14 protein-coding genes and 1 pseudogene are annotated in these 16,348 nt (G+C 67.8%); 7 read left to right on the forward strand and 8 right to left on the reverse strand.

What is annotated here, in order from left to right; all coding sequences use genetic code 11:
- From IE245_RS32190 to IE245_RS32205, 4 genes are all read right to left on the reverse strand, one after another.
- A partial coding sequence (locus tag IE245_RS32190; RefSeq protein ID WP_189954135.1) for a GNAT family N-acetyltransferase occupies window positions 1-867 on the reverse strand: 867 nt, incomplete at its 3' end.
- Between the two features lie 9 nt (window positions 868-876).
- On the reverse strand, window positions 877-1,662 hold the full coding sequence (locus tag IE245_RS32195) for an ABC transporter permease (RefSeq protein ID WP_189954137.1): 786 nt from the start codon (window positions 1,660-1,662) through the stop codon (window positions 877-879).
- A gap of 7 nt (window positions 1,663-1,669) precedes the next feature.
- Window positions 1,670-2,461 (reverse strand): ABC transporter permease, encoded by a 792-nt coding sequence (locus IE245_RS32200; RefSeq protein ID WP_189954139.1) that lies wholly within the window; start codon window positions 2,459-2,461, stop codon window positions 1,670-1,672.
- A complete protein-coding gene (locus IE245_RS32205; protein WP_189954141.1) occupies window positions 2,458-3,426 on the reverse strand; it encodes an ABC transporter ATP-binding protein in 969 nt (322 codons plus the stop codon). The genes IE245_RS32200 and IE245_RS32205 overlap by 4 nt, the downstream gene beginning before the upstream one ends.
- A 193-nt stretch (window positions 3,427-3,619) precedes the next feature.
- On the opposite strand from IE245_RS32205, the gene IE245_RS32210 reads away from it, so the two are divergent.
- The 5 genes and pseudogenes from IE245_RS32210 to IE245_RS38290 form a co-directional block, all read left to right on the forward strand.
- Window positions 3,620-4,342, forward strand: a complete 723-nt coding sequence (locus IE245_RS32210) for an HAD family hydrolase (RefSeq protein WP_229851789.1) — start codon at window positions 3,620-3,622, stop codon at window positions 4,340-4,342.
- A 47-nt stretch (window positions 4,343-4,389) separates the two neighbouring features.
- Window positions 4,390-5,382 (forward strand): aldo/keto reductase, encoded by a 993-nt coding sequence (locus IE245_RS32215; protein WP_229851790.1) that lies wholly within the window; start codon window positions 4,390-4,392, stop codon window positions 5,380-5,382.
- A gap of 54 nt (window positions 5,383-5,436) precedes the next feature.
- Window positions 5,437-6,747, forward strand: coding sequence for a valine--pyruvate transaminase (locus IE245_RS32220; RefSeq protein WP_189954143.1), 1,311 nt, complete (start codon window positions 5,437-5,439; stop codon window positions 6,745-6,747).
- 520 nt (window positions 6,748-7,267) lie between these two features.
- Window positions 7,268-7,705, forward strand: coding sequence for a hypothetical protein (locus tag IE245_RS37405; RefSeq protein ID WP_229851794.1), 438 nt, complete (start codon window positions 7,268-7,270; stop codon window positions 7,703-7,705).
- 293 nt (window positions 7,706-7,998) lie between these two features.
- A pseudogene (locus IE245_RS38290) lies at window positions 7,999-8,139 on the forward strand (tyrosine-type recombinase/integrase); the annotation flags it as partial.
- A gap of 10 nt (window positions 8,140-8,149) precedes the next feature.
- Here the strand turns inward: IE245_RS38290 and IE245_RS32230 are convergent.
- Together IE245_RS32230 and IE245_RS32235 are read right to left on the reverse strand one after the other, a co-directional pair.
- Window positions 8,150-8,967 (reverse strand): IS5 family transposase gene (locus IE245_RS32230; RefSeq protein ID WP_189954146.1). Its coding sequence is split into 2 segments (ribosomal slippage): window positions 8,150-8,610 and window positions 8,610-8,967, totalling 819 coding nucleotides; the frame shifts between segments, so codons are not numbered across the junction.
- Window positions 8,968-9,668: 701 nt separating this feature from the next.
- Window positions 9,669-11,795 (reverse strand): MMPL family transporter, encoded by a 2,127-nt coding sequence (locus IE245_RS32235; protein WP_189954148.1) that lies wholly within the window; start codon window positions 11,793-11,795, stop codon window positions 9,669-9,671.
- Between the two features lie 80 nt (window positions 11,796-11,875).
- On the opposite strand from IE245_RS32235, the gene IE245_RS32240 reads away from it, so the two are divergent.
- Window positions 11,876-12,364, forward strand: coding sequence for a MarR family winged helix-turn-helix transcriptional regulator (locus IE245_RS32240; RefSeq protein ID WP_189954150.1), 489 nt, complete (start codon window positions 11,876-11,878; stop codon window positions 12,362-12,364).
- Between the two features lie 326 nt (window positions 12,365-12,690).
- Here the strand turns inward: IE245_RS32240 and IE245_RS32245 are convergent, their stop codons facing one another.
- Both IE245_RS32245 and IE245_RS32250 read right to left on the reverse strand, forming a co-directional pair.
- A complete protein-coding gene (locus IE245_RS32245; RefSeq protein WP_189954151.1) occupies window positions 12,691-12,990 on the reverse strand; it encodes a DUF1214 domain-containing protein in 300 nt (99 codons plus the stop codon).
- Window positions 12,991-13,440: 450 nt separating this feature from the next.
- Complete coding sequence (locus IE245_RS32250) at window positions 13,441-14,625, reverse strand: DUF3370 family protein (protein ID WP_189954153.1); 1,185 nt, start codon at window positions 14,623-14,625, stop codon at window positions 13,441-13,443.
- A 396-nt stretch (window positions 14,626-15,021) separates the two neighbouring features.
- Between IE245_RS32250 and IE245_RS32255 the strand changes: the two genes are divergently transcribed.
- The gene (locus IE245_RS32255; protein ID WP_189954155.1) at window positions 15,022-16,338 is read left to right on the forward strand and encodes an ABC transporter substrate-binding protein; all 1,317 of its coding nucleotides are present in this window, start codon (window positions 15,022-15,024) and stop codon (window positions 16,336-16,338) included.
- Window positions 16,339-16,348: the final 10 nt, after the last annotated feature.

Consider the following 16,348-nt stretch of genomic DNA (forward strand, 5'->3'; position numbering starts at 1 on the left):
GACCAACCGCAGGGCCTGCGCCCCGTCGACGAAGTCGGGCAGCTCCGCATCCGCGTCCCGCCGGCCCGTGTACTCGAAGCGCAGCACCGGAAGATCCATGTCGCGCACGTCGACCAGACGCTCGGCGACGGTGCGGCAGGAGCCGTTGCCCAACAGGTCACCCGGTACCGGCCGGAAACCGAGTCGTAGCTTGAACGCGCAGAGCCCCGGGTGGGTCACCGTCCCGTACAGGTTGATGTCGTTTCCCAGCGACAGCCAGCGCATACCGCGCGACGCCGCGAGGTCGGCCAGCGCGAGATACATCCCGCGCGGGATCTCAGCGCCACGCCGGTCCGGTGCCACCGCGCTGAAACGGGTCACGAGTGCGGAGAGTCCGGGGTCGAACCGGACGACGACACCTCCGGCCAGTTCGCCGTCCTCCCGCCAGGTGACGAGCAGAAACGGCGAGTCCGGCGCCAGGGTTCCCGAGCGGTACTGGGCGGCGAAGTCGTGGCCGAGCCGCATCCTTCCCACCTGTGCCGAATAGAGCTCGGCCCATTCGTCGTAGCGTGACTCGTCGATGGGTTCGGAGATCTCCATCGTCATCCGGTCCAGTTGGCTCAAGGCCGTACGGCTGCGTCTCCGCTGCTTCGGGCTCTGCCGTTCGACGAGGCCGGCCGAGCCGCCCGACGCCGACGCCACCCAGTGCAGCCACGTCGGCCGTACCACCAGGTCCGGATCGCGCAGGGCCTCCCAGTGCCGGTCGTCATCGAGCGTGAGCTGCACCATGTTGGGCCGCTCCGGCCCGGCGTGCTCCAGCTCGGCCCGGAGCTCGTCCGGGTGCGCGACCGCGGTGACCCTCAGACCTGTGGTTTCGAAGGATGACATGGGCCGCCCTCACATCCGGTCGAGCGATGCGGTTCGGCGGCTCTGGTCCTCGAGGAACCGCAGGGCCACGAGGCCCAGCACGCAGAACACCGTGCCGATCAGCGCTTCCTTGGCCAGCAACGAGCCCACGGTGCCCAGGTCGGCGCCTGCGACGACGGCACGGGCCGCCTCGATGGCATGCGTGAGCGGAAGGACGGAGCTGATGTGCGCCATCCAGTCCGGCAGCATCTCCAGCGGTACGTTTACTCCACAGAAGATGAGAAGGATGCCGAACGTGATGTTGGAAAGCACCGAGGTTTCACGGACCCTGAGTGCCACTGCGGCGTTGAGCATGCCGAGTCCGGTGCACGAGGCCGCAGCAACCAGCGCGATCAGCATGATCTTCGGCCATGCCGAACCGGGTACCTGCACGCCGAGCAGCAGGGAGCCGACCGACAGACCGAACAAGGCGACGATCCAGCCGTTGGCCAGCGTGGGGAGGGCACGGCCGAGGAACAAGGGGATCCGGCGCGCAGGGCTCGCGAGGATGATCCCGAGTGTGCTGGTGAAACGCTCACCGGCGATGGTGTTCGCGATGCCGAACAGGCAGGGGATCGCGATGTACTGGATGGCATTGCCGACAAGATAGAACGAGTCGGAGCCGACGTCGGCGGCACGCCCGAGGTTGACGAACAGCAGTATCTGGAAGATCGGGGCGATCAGCAGGCTCGGGATGTAGATCCACGGGCTGAGCCAGCTGAACAACGCACGGAAGCTGATCAGTCCACCGACGAAGAACAGTCGGATCGAGGACACAACACTCCTAGGTGAGCGAAAGGGTGGCTTGCCGGCGGGCGGACCGCAGGATGTTCTCGGAGAGCACTGCTGCGACGATGCCGTAGGCCAAACCGAGGGCCGCGCAGATTCCGAGAGAGACCCACGGGGACTCGCCGTTCGCCGACTCCCGGATGGCCTGGACCGCCCACGTGGGCGGCAGGACCCGTGAGACGCCGGCGACCCAGTCGGGGAACATGCTGAGCGGGACCAGGAAGCCGCAGAGCAGCCAGCCCGGGTACTCCAACACGTTGCCCAGTGCCCAGGCCGTGCGGTAGCGGACGACCGTGACGGAAAGCATGAAGCCCACCATGGAAACCGAGATGATCGAGAGCAGCACGCAGGCCACGAAGGCCACCGGGCTCGCGATGTGCAGCGGGATGTCGAAGACCAGCCAGCCCCAGAGCAGCGTCGCGCCCATGCTGTAGAGCCCGAGCGAGGCCATGGCCCCGGTGATGGGAATCAGGGTCAGCGCGAAGGGCGTCGGTGAGGAGACCATCAACTCCAGGGTTCCGCCGAAACGTTCGCGCTGGAGGGCGCTGCTGGCCGTGGTGGCGATGGCGGACCACACACCCATCATGGACGCGCCCAATGCGGCGTACACCATGACGTCGGGATCGGGCGAGACCCGGTAGACCAGGAAGGCCGAGGTGGCGAAGAACAGCGGCCACACCACCTGGAGGAAGCCGTCGAAGGCAGAGGTCGCGATGATCTTGATCTGGATCCACCAGGCCACGATCAGGAACCGGGGGACGGCGAGCAGGGGTGAGCGGCGGGTCATGAGGCGGTCACGAGTTCCACGTAGGCGTCCTCAAGCGTGGGCTCGCGCCAGGCAACCCTTCCCACGCGTGTCTCCGTCAGAGCCGCGAGCACCTCACTCGTGATCTCGGCGTCGGCCTCGGCCTGGATGTTGAGGACCTGCGTGGTCTCCCGCTCCTCAACTGCCACGGTGTGTATGCCGGCCAGGGCACGGACGGCCTCGAGCTCGCCCTCGGCCAGGCCGAAGGTCTCCACTTCCAGCACGCGCCCCGCGGAGACGCGCTTCTTGAGTTCGTCGGGCTTGCCCTCGGCGACGACGCTCCCGTTCTGGATGACGGCGATGCGGTCGCAGAGCTCGTCGGCCTCGAACATGTAGTGCGTGGTGAGCAGGATCGTCTTCCCGGACTCCTTGAGCCGGGCGATGGTACCGCGCAACTCGCGCGCGCCGACCGGGTCGATGCCGATCGACGGTTCGTCGAGGAAGATGAGTTCCGGGTCGTGCAGCAGGCCGCGCGCGATGTGCAGGCGCTGCTTCATGCCGCGGGAGAACCCCTCGACGCGTTCCTTCTCGCGTCCGGCCAGGCCGACAAGTTCGAGCAGTTCGCCGATCCGGGCGCGCTGGGTGGCGGGCGGCAGCCCGTAAAGCTCCGCGAAGTAGCGAAGGTTGTCCCAGGCGGAGAGCCGGTCGTACAGGCCGCGGTCACCGCCGAAGACGTACCCGATGTCGCGACGGACTTGGCGCGCCGAGGTGACGACGTCGTGGCCAAGTACCGTTGCAGATCCTCCGGTCGGAAGGAGCAGCGTGGTCAGCATCTTTATCGTCGTGGTCTTGCCTGCGCCGTTCGGGCCGAGCAAGCCGAACAACTCGCCCCGCTCGATGGTGAAGTTCACGCCGCGTACGGCGTCCACCACCTTGCGTTCTCGGCTGAAGATGCCGGTGCGAGTCCGATATGAGCGTTTAAGATTGTTAACTTCTACGATGGACACGGCGCGACCATATCTAGATCGACTGGCAACGTAAAGAGTCGATTCTGGATCCGACCTGCAAGATCCACAAGGTCCCAACCACCCTGTTTCAGAGGCTTTCCGGGCAAGTCGATCACTGTTGCCACGGGGTCGGCGGTGACTCAGACTGGCCGCTCCGAAACGATCGCCGGACAGGAAGCGGGGTTGCGCATTCATGACCACAGGCAAGTACGGCATGGTGGCGCTGGACATCGATGACACGCTCATCAACTTCGACGACGAGGCGACGAGGTCGGTCATCGAAGCGGTGCACAACGTGATCAAATCGGGCGCGCACGTGGTGCTGGCGACCGGACGCGGGATGTTCGCCGCCCAGAGCGTCATCCGCATGTTTGAGTTGAAAACCGGCCATTGTGTGGCCAGTAACGGTGCGGTGACCTTCTCGTATCAGCCCTTCGAGGTGACGAGAACCCTGACGTTCGATCCCCGACCCGTCGTCGAGGCCGCCCTACGCAAGCTTCCCGAGGCGCTCGTCGCGGTGGAGGTCGTGGGCCGCGGCTATCGGGTCAACCAGCCTTTTCCCAGTGGGGAGATAGGCGGGGAAATGTGGATCGATCCGATCGAGAAGCTGATGGCCGAGCCCGTCACCAGGGTGCTCGTGCGTGACCCGGCGGCGGCACCCCACCGGCATCAGGAGTTCGCCCCCGAGGGTGTGTCGAAGATCTCCGGACTCGCGGTGCTCGCCGAGAGTTTCGGTCTGGGGCGCCAGGACGTGCTGGCCATCGGTGACGGGATGAACGACATCGAGATGCTCCAGTGGGCGGGCCGTGGCGTCGCGATGGGACAGGCCAAGGACGCCGTGAAGGCAGCCGCGGACGCCGTGACCGGCTCGATCACCGAGGACGGCGTGGCCATGGAGCTGAACCGCTGGTTCTGATCAACTCCCTTGCGGGACCGGGTGCGAAGTGGATTAGTGTGCCCGGCGTGGAGCAGCGAGAGTTCAACAGAATGGGCAGGTCGGCGTCGGTTGTCGGTCTCGGGACCTGGCAGCTGGGCGCGGACTGGGGCGTGGTCGACGAGCAGGATGCGTTGGCAATCCTGACGGCTGCGGCGGACAGTGGTGTGACATTCTTCGACACCGCGGATGTGTACGGGGACGGCCGCAGCGAGAAGTTGATCGGGCGGTTCCTGAGCGAGCGCCGCGGTGCCGGGGGCGAGGAGATCTTCGTCGCTACGAAGATGGGCCGACGGGCCCCGCAGGAGCCGGATGAGTTCACCCTGGACAATTTCCGGACGTGGACGGATCGTTCGCGCACCAATCTCGGCGTTGACATGCTGGACCTTGTGCAGTTGCATTGTCCACCCACGCCGGTGTTTGTGCGGGACGCTGTCTACGACGCGCTCGACGCCTTGGTGGCGGAGAAGGCGATCGCGGCATACGGCGTCAGCGTGGAGACATGTGACGAGGCACTCGCCGCGATCGCGCGTCCGAACGTGACCAGCGTCCAGATCATTCTCAATCCGTTCCGACGGAAGCCGCTCGAGAGGGTGCTCCCGGCGGCGCTCGCCGCAGGGGTCGCGGTCATTGCCCGGGTGCCCCTCGCCTCGGGAATGCTGTCGGGCAGGTTCCGGTCCGATTCGGTCTTCGCCGCGGACGACCACCGCAATTACAACCGGCACGGCGAGTCGTTCGACGTCGGGGAGACGTTCTCCGGTGTCGACTATGACAGGGGTCTGGCGGCGGCGGCGGAGTTTGCCGCACTGGCTCCGGAGGGTGCGACCACCGCGCAGACGGCTCTTCGCTGGATCGTTCAGCAGCCTGGTGTGACCACGGTGATTCCCGGCGCGACCAAGGTGGAGCAGGTACGGGCCAACTCCGCAGCCGCGCACCTGCCGGAGCTGCCGGAGCACACGCTCGCCGCCGTCGAGGACCTGTACGACCGCCGGATCCGCGGACAGGTGCACCACCGCTGGTGACGCGCCCCGGGGCCGGACCTGACGCCGGATCGTTTGGACGATGAGGAGAGGTACATGCAGTTGTCACAGAGCGGGGCCAAGATGGCCGGCGTCTCCGGATTGCGCAGCATCATGGATGACGTCGCCGCCAGCACTGCGGGGGCCTCGGCAGACGATTGGCTGAACCTCAGCGTGGGCAATCCGGCCCCCATCCCCGCGGCACGTGAGATGTGGCGGGCCGCCTTGGCGGAATCGCTGGCCGACGACTTCGGCAAGGCCAGCTGCCACTACGGCCCCTCACGCGGTAGCCAGGTCCTCGTCGAGGCCATCGCCGGCTACTTCAACCGGAGGTACGGCTGGGAGCTGGGACCGGAGAACATAGTCGTCGGCCCCGGCAGCCAGATGGTCTGCTTCGCCGCAGCCTCTCTCTTCGCCGGGCCCGGGACCCTCGGGGACCGGCGGGTGGTCCTGCCCATGGTCCCCGACTACACTGGGTATCAGGGCCTGTGCATGCACGACGGTGGCATCGTGGGAATCGCGCCGCTGATCCAGCGGGAGGGAAGCCATCGCTTCCGCTACGCGCTGGACCTCGACGCACTGCACAGACAGTCGGACATCGGCATGCTGCTGGTTTCCAGCCCCGGCAATCCCACCGGCCGGGCCCTCGAGCGGTCAGACGTGGACGCATTGACCGCGCTGGCGGTGGAACGTGACGTCCCGCTCTTCATCGACCATGCCTACGGTTCGCCGTTTCCGCAGGTCGCCGAGGTGCACACCGAGCCGATGCTGCACAGCCAGGTCGTCCACTGCTTCTCGGCGTCGAAAGCGGGCCTCCCTGGCGAGCGGATCGGCTTCGCGATCGGCGCGCCACAGTACATCGACGCCTTGGCGTCGTTCATGTCCAACTCCGTCCTCCACGCACCGCAGCTCACCCAGGCGGCGCTGGCCCGCACCCTGAGGGACGGACAGCTCGACCACGTCACGCACACGGCGATCGCACCCTACTATCGGCAGAAGAAGCGCTTTGCCGAGGAACTCCTGTCGGAACTGTTGCCGAAGGACATCGACTGGCGGATGCACTCCGGCGTCGGCGGGATGTTCTGCTGGCTCTGGGTGGACCACCCGTGGTTCGACGACGTCACCCTCTACCACCACCTGAAGGAGCGTCAGGTCTTTGTCGTGCCGGGCCGGCACTTCTTCGTGGACCCCCTCTCCTCTCCGAGCCTGGGCGCGCACGCAACCCAATGCTTCCGAATCAGCCTCAGCGCAGATGAAAAGGTGATCACCGAAGGCGTCCACCGCCTGGCGGAGGTCCTGACAGAACTGCGCGTCGGTTCAGCAGATATGCATCGTCATGCATCAGACGTCGTGGGTGCCGTGTTGTGAGGCGGTGACGACGAGGGCAAGCCGCTGCGAACCGCGTCGGCGACTCGGCGGTGATTCCTGCCGACGGCCTGTCGGTTCCGCACGCTCGGGGCGAGGGGACCGGCGCCTCCGTACGCGCCCTCGCTGTGGAACCGCAGGCCGAACTCCCGGGCCACGAAGGCTATTCCTTTCGAGGTCATCAATGATTTCGGCGTTGGTCGTGCCCGCGCCTGCGGCCACTGCTATGACGCCCGCCGGACCGGCATCGGTGAGGAGGGCGGCACGGAGCGCGGAGCCCGTAAGGCGGTGGTCCGCGGTCGGAACCATGAGCGGTTCGACGCCGATGATGCGCAGGGCGTTGCCGGTGGACGAGTGGGCCTGGTTGGAGACGGCGATCAGGAGCCGGTCGTGCGGACCGTGGCGGCGTCGGGCGGTGTCCGGCCGTGACCAGGGAGGAGAGGTTTCCGGACCTCGGTAATGAGGTGGCGCTGCCGCGGGTCGCGGTGGCGGTGCGCGCCGGTGACGAGTTCCTGGGTTCCGTGTGGGCGGCGCTCCGCAAGCCGCTGACCCCCGAAGGCAGAAGGCGTTCCTGGAGGCGGCCAAGCTGATAGCCCTCCGCGTACTCCGCTTCCGGGCGGGCACCGACGCGGAGAACCGGCTGCGCGCCGACGTCGTCACCACCGCGCTGGAAGGTGGGGCGGGGGCGGTCGCGCACTCGGCGGACTGGGCTTCCCGGTGGCTGGGGACACTGCCCGCACCCGGGAACGTGCCCTGCAAGTGGCGCCGAACCCTCTTCAGCGCACCGGCGACCGGACTGGTCATGTCATGGATCGGATCGGCCGTTGAGGAGCCGGCTGCCCTCCCGTGCTCACGGGCCAATGCCGACCGGGCCCTGCGCGTTGGCTGCACCGCCACCGACGACACCATCATCGTCGACATGGAGATCGCGAAGGCCGCGGACGTCGTCCCTGGGAGCTGACCGAACATGTGAATGGTTGTAACCTGCGGAGACCGCCCTTGACCTGCAATGAGCAGGCAGGGAGCAGATAAAACGGGAGCTTCTTCATGTTTCGTACCATGTTCAGGTCCAAGATCTAGCGTTTGGGTGTTTCTTCAGGTCAGAGCCCTGATCGCCGCCTCCGGGTCAGCAACAGGTCAGCATCAGGCCGGACGATGTCCGCTTGCTGACCTGCACCCGTGGCAGGGGCCTGCTGCGCCGCCCGGCGCCCTGCTCGGAAGGCTTGATACGTGGCTCGACAGCTCGCTCGTGGGATGGGGTCGTTCTTCAAGGAGCGCGGTTGTTCCAGTCCGACCCGTTGCCCGCACCCGTACACGATTCGGTTCCGGGACGCTCTCGGCAAGCAGCGTGAAGAGGCCGGCTACAACACGCAGGACGATGCGATCGAGCGCCTTAGACCGTGTCCTATGTGGTGAGGCGGACGAGTCGCTTGTAGCAGCAGATGGCTGCAGCCAGGCCGAGAAAGGCCAGGTAGTTGCGGGGGTGGCGCTCATAGCGGTGGTTGAGCGGGCGGTAGCCGGTCAGCCAGGACATCGTGCGCTCGATGGCCCACCTGCGTCGCCCGAGCCGCTCTGATGACTCGATGCCCTCGCGCGCGATGTGGACACTGATGCGTCTGCCGCGGAGCCATTTTCGCAGCTCAGGGATGTCGTAGGCCTTGTCGGCGTGCAGGCGCTGGGGTTTGAAATGACGGCCTCGGTGGGGGTCGTGTTTCGTTTGGAGGCCCGTGATCATGGGCTTCAGCCCTTGGCTGTCGTGGGTATTGGCGGCCGAGACACCGACGATGAGGGGCAGGCCGTTCGCGTCCGACAGAACGTGCATTTTGGAACCCGGCTTGCCCCGGTCCACGGGGCTCGGACCGGTGAGTCCGCCCCCTTTTTCGCCCTCACGTGGGCGGAGTCGAGAACCGCCCGGGACGGGTCGAGCAGGCTGGCGTCGTCGAGGCGGTGCAGGATCTCCTCGTGCAGCCGGCCCCAGACGCCGGCCCGGGACCAGATCAGGAAGCGGCGGTGCGCGGTGGACTTCGATATCCCGAAGCACGGCGGCAAAGCCCGCCAGGCGCATCCGGACACCAGTACGTAGATGATCGCGGCGAACAGCGTCTCATCAGGCGTGTCCTGTGTTCCCCCGCCCTGCGGACGCGTCTTCGACGGTGGGATCAGCGGCTTCGCGATCTCCCACAAGCCGTCCGGAACAATCCAACTCCACGTACCCCGCCCCATGCCGGTCTCAACGACCGCCTCACCACATAGGACACGGTCCAAGGCCGCCCGGGTCTTGGATGCCGGCCTCTGGGAAGCGGCGTGACGCGCCCCTAGCAGCCGGCTCCCGACGTCGCCCGAGGGGAGTCGGCCGTGGCAGGTCGGGCGAGCGCCTTGCGACTGCTCGGCAGCCCAAGTTTCGGCAGACGCCAAGGTTGGCTGTGTTGGCACGGCTGTGGTGCTGAAGCCATGCTTTTGGCTCGCTCGGGCCTGGAGGACTTTGTCATGAAGGTGTCTAGGGGGTGGCGCTGACCTGCGTTGATGCGGTTGCACCCACCTCTGACCTGACCGGATAAGTCTTTCAGCTTCTTTCGGGATCGGGCGGCATCGGGCGGTCGGTTCTTTCCACGCGCTCCCCAGGGCCGTCGGTACTCCCCGGATTCTCCCCAGAGAGTGCCCTTGTGGCGGGCCGTCGTGGCAAGCGAGGTCGACCCATCGGCGGCGCCGTGAAAGGCATGCTGAGTCACCGTCTGTAGGACAGTGCCGAAGCTTGGCGCCGGGAGGGCGGGTGTAAGGCGTTAGCCGGAGTGCGCCTGCTCGAACCGCGGGCTTGTCGTCGACGCCTTTCCGATGACGCAACCGTAGGTGCCTGTACCGGGGGAGAGAGACATCGGACGCCGTGGCGGCGGGTGCTTCCGCCACGGCGTCCGCCGGTGGGTGCCTCAGCTGCCTGCCAGGCTGTTCTCCTCGGGATTGGCCGCCGTCGGATCCGTGTGGTCGTCCTGTGCCTCTCGGCTCAGTCGGCTGGGCCACCAGACCGCGGGGCCGATGTCCCTGACGAGAGCGGGCACGAGCAGCGAGCGGACCACGATGGTGTCGAGCAGTACGCCGAAGGCGACGATGAAGGCGATCTGCGCGAGGAAGGCGAGGGGGATGACGAGGAGTGCCGCGAAGGTCGCGGCCAGGACGACTCCCGCCGAGGTGATCACGCCGCCGGTGGCGATGAGGCCGCGCAGCATGCCCTGCCTGGTGCCCAGCCGCAGAGTCTCCTCGCGTACGCGCGACATGAGGAAGATGTTGTAGTCGACCCCGAGGGCGACGAGGAACACGAACCCGTACAGGGGGACCGAGGCGTCTGTGCCTGAGAACCCGAAGCCGTGCTCGAAGACCAGGCCGGCGATGCCGAGGGTCGCGAGGTAGTTCAGACCCACGGTGGCGACCAGAAGGATCGGCAGGAGGAGGGAGCGGAGCAGAACGATCAGGATGGCCAGGATGATCGCGAGGACGACGGGGATGATCAGGTTCTTGTCGTGCTCGGCGGTGCGCTGGGTGTCGTACTGCTGAGCCGTGTAACCGCCGACGAGTGTGTTCGCGTCCGCGGCGTGGACCTGGTCGCGGAGCTTCTGGACGGTTTCCTTGGCGGTGTCGCTGTCCGGTGCGTCGGACAGCGTCGCGTCGATGCGGACCAGGCCGTCGACAACGAGCGGCTTTCCGCCGGGAGCGGTGACGACCTGGGCGTCGGCGACGCCCGGCGTCCGGGCTGCGGCCTGCTGGACGGTGGCCTGGTTGTCGGCGTCGGCGATGATGACAGCCGGCTGGCCGGAGCCACCGGGGAAGTGCTTGCCGAGTGTCTGCTGGGCGGCGACGGACGGCGCGTCGTTGACGAACAGCTCGTCGAGAGGAACCCCCTTGGACTGCAGGGCGGGGAAGAACGCCGCGCCGACCAGCAGCAGGCCCGTGGTGATGATCCACAGCTGGCGGGGACGCGTATCCACCCAATGGGCGACACGGCGCCAGATGCCGTGGCCGCCGGTCTCGGCGTCGGCCGACTTCGGCTTGGCGGGCCAGAAGGCGACCTTGCCCGTCAGGGCCAGGACGGCGGGGAGGAAGGTGAGCGTCGTGAGTACGGCACAGACGACACCGATCGCGCCGACGGGCCCGAGAGCCCTGTTGTTGGTCAGGTCGCTCAGCAGCAGGGCGAGCAGGCCGAGTGCGACGGTGGCGGCGCTCGCGGTGATGGCTCCGAAGGATCCCCGGGTGGCGGCCCAGGCGGCGGCGGCGCGGTCGCTGGTGGTGGCCAGTTCCTCACGGAAGCGGGCCGTGAGGAGCAGGGCGTAGTCGGTGGCCGCACCGATCACGAGGATGGAGAGGATGCCCTGGACCTGGCCGTCGACGCGGACGATGTCGTTGTCGGCGAGGACGTAGACGATCGCGCCGGCGACTCCGAGGGCGAATACGGAGCTGATGATGATCAGGAACGGCAGGAGGATGCTGCGGTAGACCAGCAGCAGGATGAGCAGGACGGCGGCGAGGGCGACACCGAGGAGAAGCCCGTCGATGCCGGCGAACGCCTCTCCCAGATCCCCTTGGGTCGCTGCGGGTCCGGCGAGCTGGGCTCGGGTGTCTGGCACCGTGTCTGCGGCGGCCTGGATCTTGTCCAGAGTGTCGCCGAGTGCCTCACCCAGGTCCGGTGCCAGGGGCACGACGCCCTGGAGGGCCTCGCCGTCCTCCGACGGGAATGCCGGGGAAGGGGCCCCTTCGACGCCCTGGGTGCCGTTCAGCGATTGAAGCGCGGCGCTTGCCGCCTTCTGCTGGGCCGGCGATACGGCGCCGCCGTCGGCGGCTGTCCAGACCACGATCGCGGGAAGGGTCTCCTGCTGGTTGAAGGCCTTCTGCTGTTCGATCACCTTCGTGGACTCGGCGTTCTGGGGCAGGAAGGCAGCCTGGTCGTTGGTGGACACCTCACCGAGCTTGCCCGCGTAGGAGCCGAAGGCGCCTCCCAGGCCGAGCCAGACCACCACGAGGACAAGAGGGACCAGCCAGCGGACTGGTCGACGCGCGCTGTTCATCGACTCCCTATCGGAACGAACGAGTAAAGGTCTCTCAAAGATAAACTATCTCAATGGTTGAGTTAAACTATGATGGGAACATGCAGCCGAGCTCACCGGACCCCTCCGACCAGGCCAGCGACCTATTCGCCTACGCAGTCCTGCTGCGCGCGCTCAGTCGCGAGCTGAACCGGGCAACCCTGGACTTCGCTCATCAGCAGGGGCTGCACAGCACGGACATCCACGCCCTCGCTGCGATCATGGACCCGTCGGTGTCCGCCGACGGTCCCGTGACTCCCACCCGTCTGAGGGAAGAGCTCGGTCTGACCTCGGGAGCGATCACCGCCTGCCTCGACCGGCTCCAGCACTCGGGTCACGTCAGTCGCGTCCGCGACACGGCGGATCGTCGCGTCGTTCATCTCGTCTACAACTCGGACGCTCGCGCACTGGCCCGTGAGTACTTCAGACCGCTCGCCCGAGCCACCGAGAACGCACGCAGCCGGTTCACTCCGGAGCAGCTGGGCACGATCGCGGACTTCCTCCGCGCGCTCAACACCGAGCTGGCTGCCGCACACGACACGAGGACGTGAGGCGTCGGCGATCGTGTGGGCTGTCGCTACAGAATCGGTAACGCCTGAGATAGTGGCTCGGGAATGTGGGGCGGCCCGGGCTGTGTGTTCAGGGGGTGAGGTGCTCCACGCGGCTCCTGCGCAGTCCATCTGTGCGTCGGCTTCGGTACTTGTCTGGCCTGGGGGTATGACCTCGACCCGGGTGCGTACGGTGGCGCGGAACCCTGGAGGGTCGCGGTGGTTTCGCGGTGGCTGTGTGCGCTGTACCGGCTGCCGCCGGCGCGTTGGTGCGGGTGCCCCGACCGCGGCGAGTTCGTCGTCGGTTGTCGGGGAGCGGCATGCATCGGTCAGTTGGTCCTGCGGACCGGCGGCGGGTTCCAGTTGTCGCGGTCGCCGAGGGCGAAGCGGTCGAGTTCGTTGGCGGCCTGGAAGCCTTCGGCGTCGTACATGGTGATGGACCAGAACGCGTCGGCGGGTGGCAGCGCGTCGGCGTCGAAGTGCAGGATGTAGTCGTTCTCCCCGGTCGCCGGGTTGCCGTCGGTGTCGGTGGCGAGGACGGGGTAGAGGGCGTCCTCGGGCGGGTTCGCGCCGAGTCCTCCCGCGGCGACCGCGGCTCGTTTGAAGTAGCTGTTGCCGTAGACGCCCATGGTGTCGGTGGATGTCCGCCAGCCGTTCGCGGCGGTGCCGAAGGAGGCGAGGGAGCCCAGTACGGCTTCGCGGGCGGCGTGGCCGGCTTGCAGACCGCGCCGCCGTCCACCTGGCCGCGCTCGCCTTCACCGCACGCGCCCACGCCGCGTCTCCGGTCCGGCCGACGCTGAACGAGACGGTCTCCGCCCGCCTGCACGCGGCGGTCCCCGCCGAGGCCGCCGCTCCCGACTCGGGCACACGGATCGAGGTCACCCGCTCGAAAGGCGGGTGGGCCTTCGGCACCGCGGTTCTCTTGCCGGAACCCGCCTCGCATGCGGCTGCCGGCGCAGCGTCCCCGAAGACAACCTCTACAACGGGACCCCGGTCACGAGCTGCGGGTGACGCACGGAACAGAACGGGGCAGCGCGCGCCGGGGATCACTTCGTCGCGCGCTGTCCCATTCCGACGCGCTACTCCGCCACGCTCTCCAGCAGCAACTGCGAACCCGCGGTGATCAGGCCGGGGACGATGAAGTCGAGGGTGACGGTCCGGGTCGTGCCGGCGGGCAGTGCGTACGTACCGACCGTGTCGCGCGGGGCGGTCGGGCGTACGTACACCGTCTGGATCCCCGCCGTGGCGCCGTCGACGGAGACGGCCATCGCCCCGTTCCAGGTGTTGCCGGGCACGTCGGTGGAGCCCGTGACGTTGGAGCCGAAGACGAGGCGCGCGGTGCGCGGCTGTGCCGACGGATTGCGCAGGGCCAGCTCGATGGAGTACCGGGCTCCGTAGTTGCCCCAGCTGCGCTGGGAGGAGTCGCGGAGCGCGGCGGTGGCCGGGACCGTCTGGTCCAGGGCGGCGACCTGGCGGACGGTGGTGTTCAGGGCCAGCCCCAGATGACTGCCGGCCGCGGGGACGTCGATGGTCGTGCGGCCGGTGGACCAGTGGGAGCCGCCGTATACGCCGGCCTCGCGGCCGTACGTCGTCTCCGTCTGGCCGATGATGTTGCCCGGCGCGGCGGCGCCGTCGGTCTGGGAGAGGTTGATCGCCGTCGTGAGGCTGCCGTCGGTGGTGACCACCGTGTACGTGTACACCCCGCCGCTCGAGGTGATCTCCAGGAGCCCGTCCAGGATCGAACCGGTCATCGGGATCCGCGCGGCCTGCACCACCTTCTTGGGCCCGACCGAGGTGGGGGAGAGGTAGCCCCGCAGGTTCCCCGTGACCCAGTCGGCCGACGTGGCGTAGCAGGGGCCCGTACCGGCACGCCCCGCCGGGTCCTGGACCAGGGGTTTGTCGGCGTTCGTCCACGCCGAACCCCGGGCGCTCACCGTGACGGTGGAGGTTCCGGGGTTGGAGACGAGGACGTGCAGCCATGCCGTGCCGCCCGTGCTGTTCTGGTGGTACAGGTACAGCGGGAACGTGCCGGAGAGGGCGCGTGCGCTGCCGCCGCGGGTGCTGGTGGTGCGGGCGTGCTGCATGAGCCAGCCGGGTCCCGTGACGGTCTCCGGGTTGTTGGACACCACGAGTTCCGGGCCCGCCATGGAGCCGGGCAGCGGCCGCAGCAGTTCCCTGGCGACCGTCGGGCCGGGGGCCGTGGGCGTGCCCGGCGTCCACTGGCCTTCGGTGATGGTGGTGCCCGGCACGGAAGCGCCCGACAAGTGGTTCGTACCTGAAGAAGGTGATGCGAGGGCAGTGGTACGGGCCGTGAACGCGGCGGCCAGAGCGGCCGGAGCGGCGAGCAGCAGACGTCGTCGACCGGGGGTGAGAGACATTGCGGAGTGTTCCCTTCGGTGGGGTGACGGCGCACATCAACCCATGGCCTGGTAAGGAAAGGCAAGACCCGCGGCCGCGTTCTCCCCGCCGGTCGGCGGGAGAACGCGAAGGCTCCGGACGTGCGGGCCTCAAGAAGAACGCGCGGCGGCTCTTGACGCGCAGGCCGACCCTCAGCAGACTCTAGCGAGCAAGTGGTACGGACCACTTTCTCGCGCTGTGGCCCTCGCCCCGGCCTGTCTTTCCCCCTTCCGGCTGGTGTCCGGATCGTCCCTAGGAGCGTCATGCCCTCCAGCAGAGGCACTCGTCTCGCATCTGTCGCCCTCGCCCTCGGAGCCCTTTCGACCGCCTGTGGACTCGGCGGTACCGCGGACGGCGACGCCGGCGCCCAGCAGACGAGTGGCTCCGGAGGCGCCCTCAAGGGGACCGTCACCTTCGAGACGCTGCAACTCAAGCCGACGTTCACGGAGTACATCGAGGGCGTCATCGCCTCGTACGAGAAGAAGCACCCGGACGTCGACGTCAAGTGGGTCGACATCCCCTTCGCCGGAGCCCAGGAGAAGATGACGGCGAACGCCGTCGCCGGCACCCTCCCCGACGTCGTCAACCTCAACCCGCAGTTCGCCCAGGCCCTGGAGGCGAAGGGGCTGTTCGTCGACATGGACACCGTGGCGAAGGACATCAAGGCCGACTACGTGCCCGGCGCGTGGGACGCCTTCACCGTCCCGGGCAAGAAGGGGTCCTTCGGCATCCCCTGGTACCTCACCTCCGAGGTCACCATGTACAACAAGGACCTCTTCGAGAAGGCCGGCCTGGACCCCGCGAAGCCCCCGGCCACCTTCGACGAACTGCTCACCGTTGGGGCCGGCCTCTCCACCGCGGGCAAGGGGAGGTCGTACGGCCTCCACCCGGCCCTGGAGAACCGCTTCATCACCGACCTCGCCAAGCAGGGCGTGCCGCTGCTCGACGAGTCGGGCGAGAAGTGGACGTTCAACACCCCCGAGGCCGCCGCCTACCTCGGCAAGCTCGTCGACGCCTACGAGAAGGGCGTCTTCCCCAAGGACTCGATCACCCAGGACCACAGCAAGTCGACCGAGGCCTACCAGGCCGGTCGCATCGGCGTCCTGCCGTCGGGGCCGAACTTCCTGACCATCATCAAGGAGAACGCGCCGAAGATCGCCGAGCAGACCGGCGTCGGCCCGCAGATCACCGGGGCCTCCGGGGCGACGAACATGTCCGTCATGGGCCTGCTGGTCCCCAAGTCCAGCAAGAACCAGGCCGCGGCGGTCTCCTTCGCCTCCTACATGGCCAACGCCGAGAACCAGCTCGCGTTCAGCAAGATCGTGACCGTGCTCCCCAGCGTCTCCGCCGCGCTGAAGGACCCCTACTTCACCGCGGCCGGCGACGGATCCGTGGAGGCCCAGGCACGGAAGATCTCCGCCGAGCAGATCGCCAAGGGACGGAACCTGGTGCCCGTCCAGTACGACGAGCGCGTCACCAAGGCCGTCATCGGCAAGGTCCAGCTCGCCCTCCAGGGCAAGCTCAGCCCGCAGAAGGCCCTCGACGAGGCCGTCGAGGCGGCGAACGCCATCACCGGCTGACCGAGCCGGA

The organism is Streptomyces roseolus (assembly GCF_014649855.1).
Classification (GTDB): domain Bacteria; phylum Actinomycetota; class Actinomycetes; order Streptomycetales; family Streptomycetaceae; genus Streptomyces; species Streptomyces roseolus.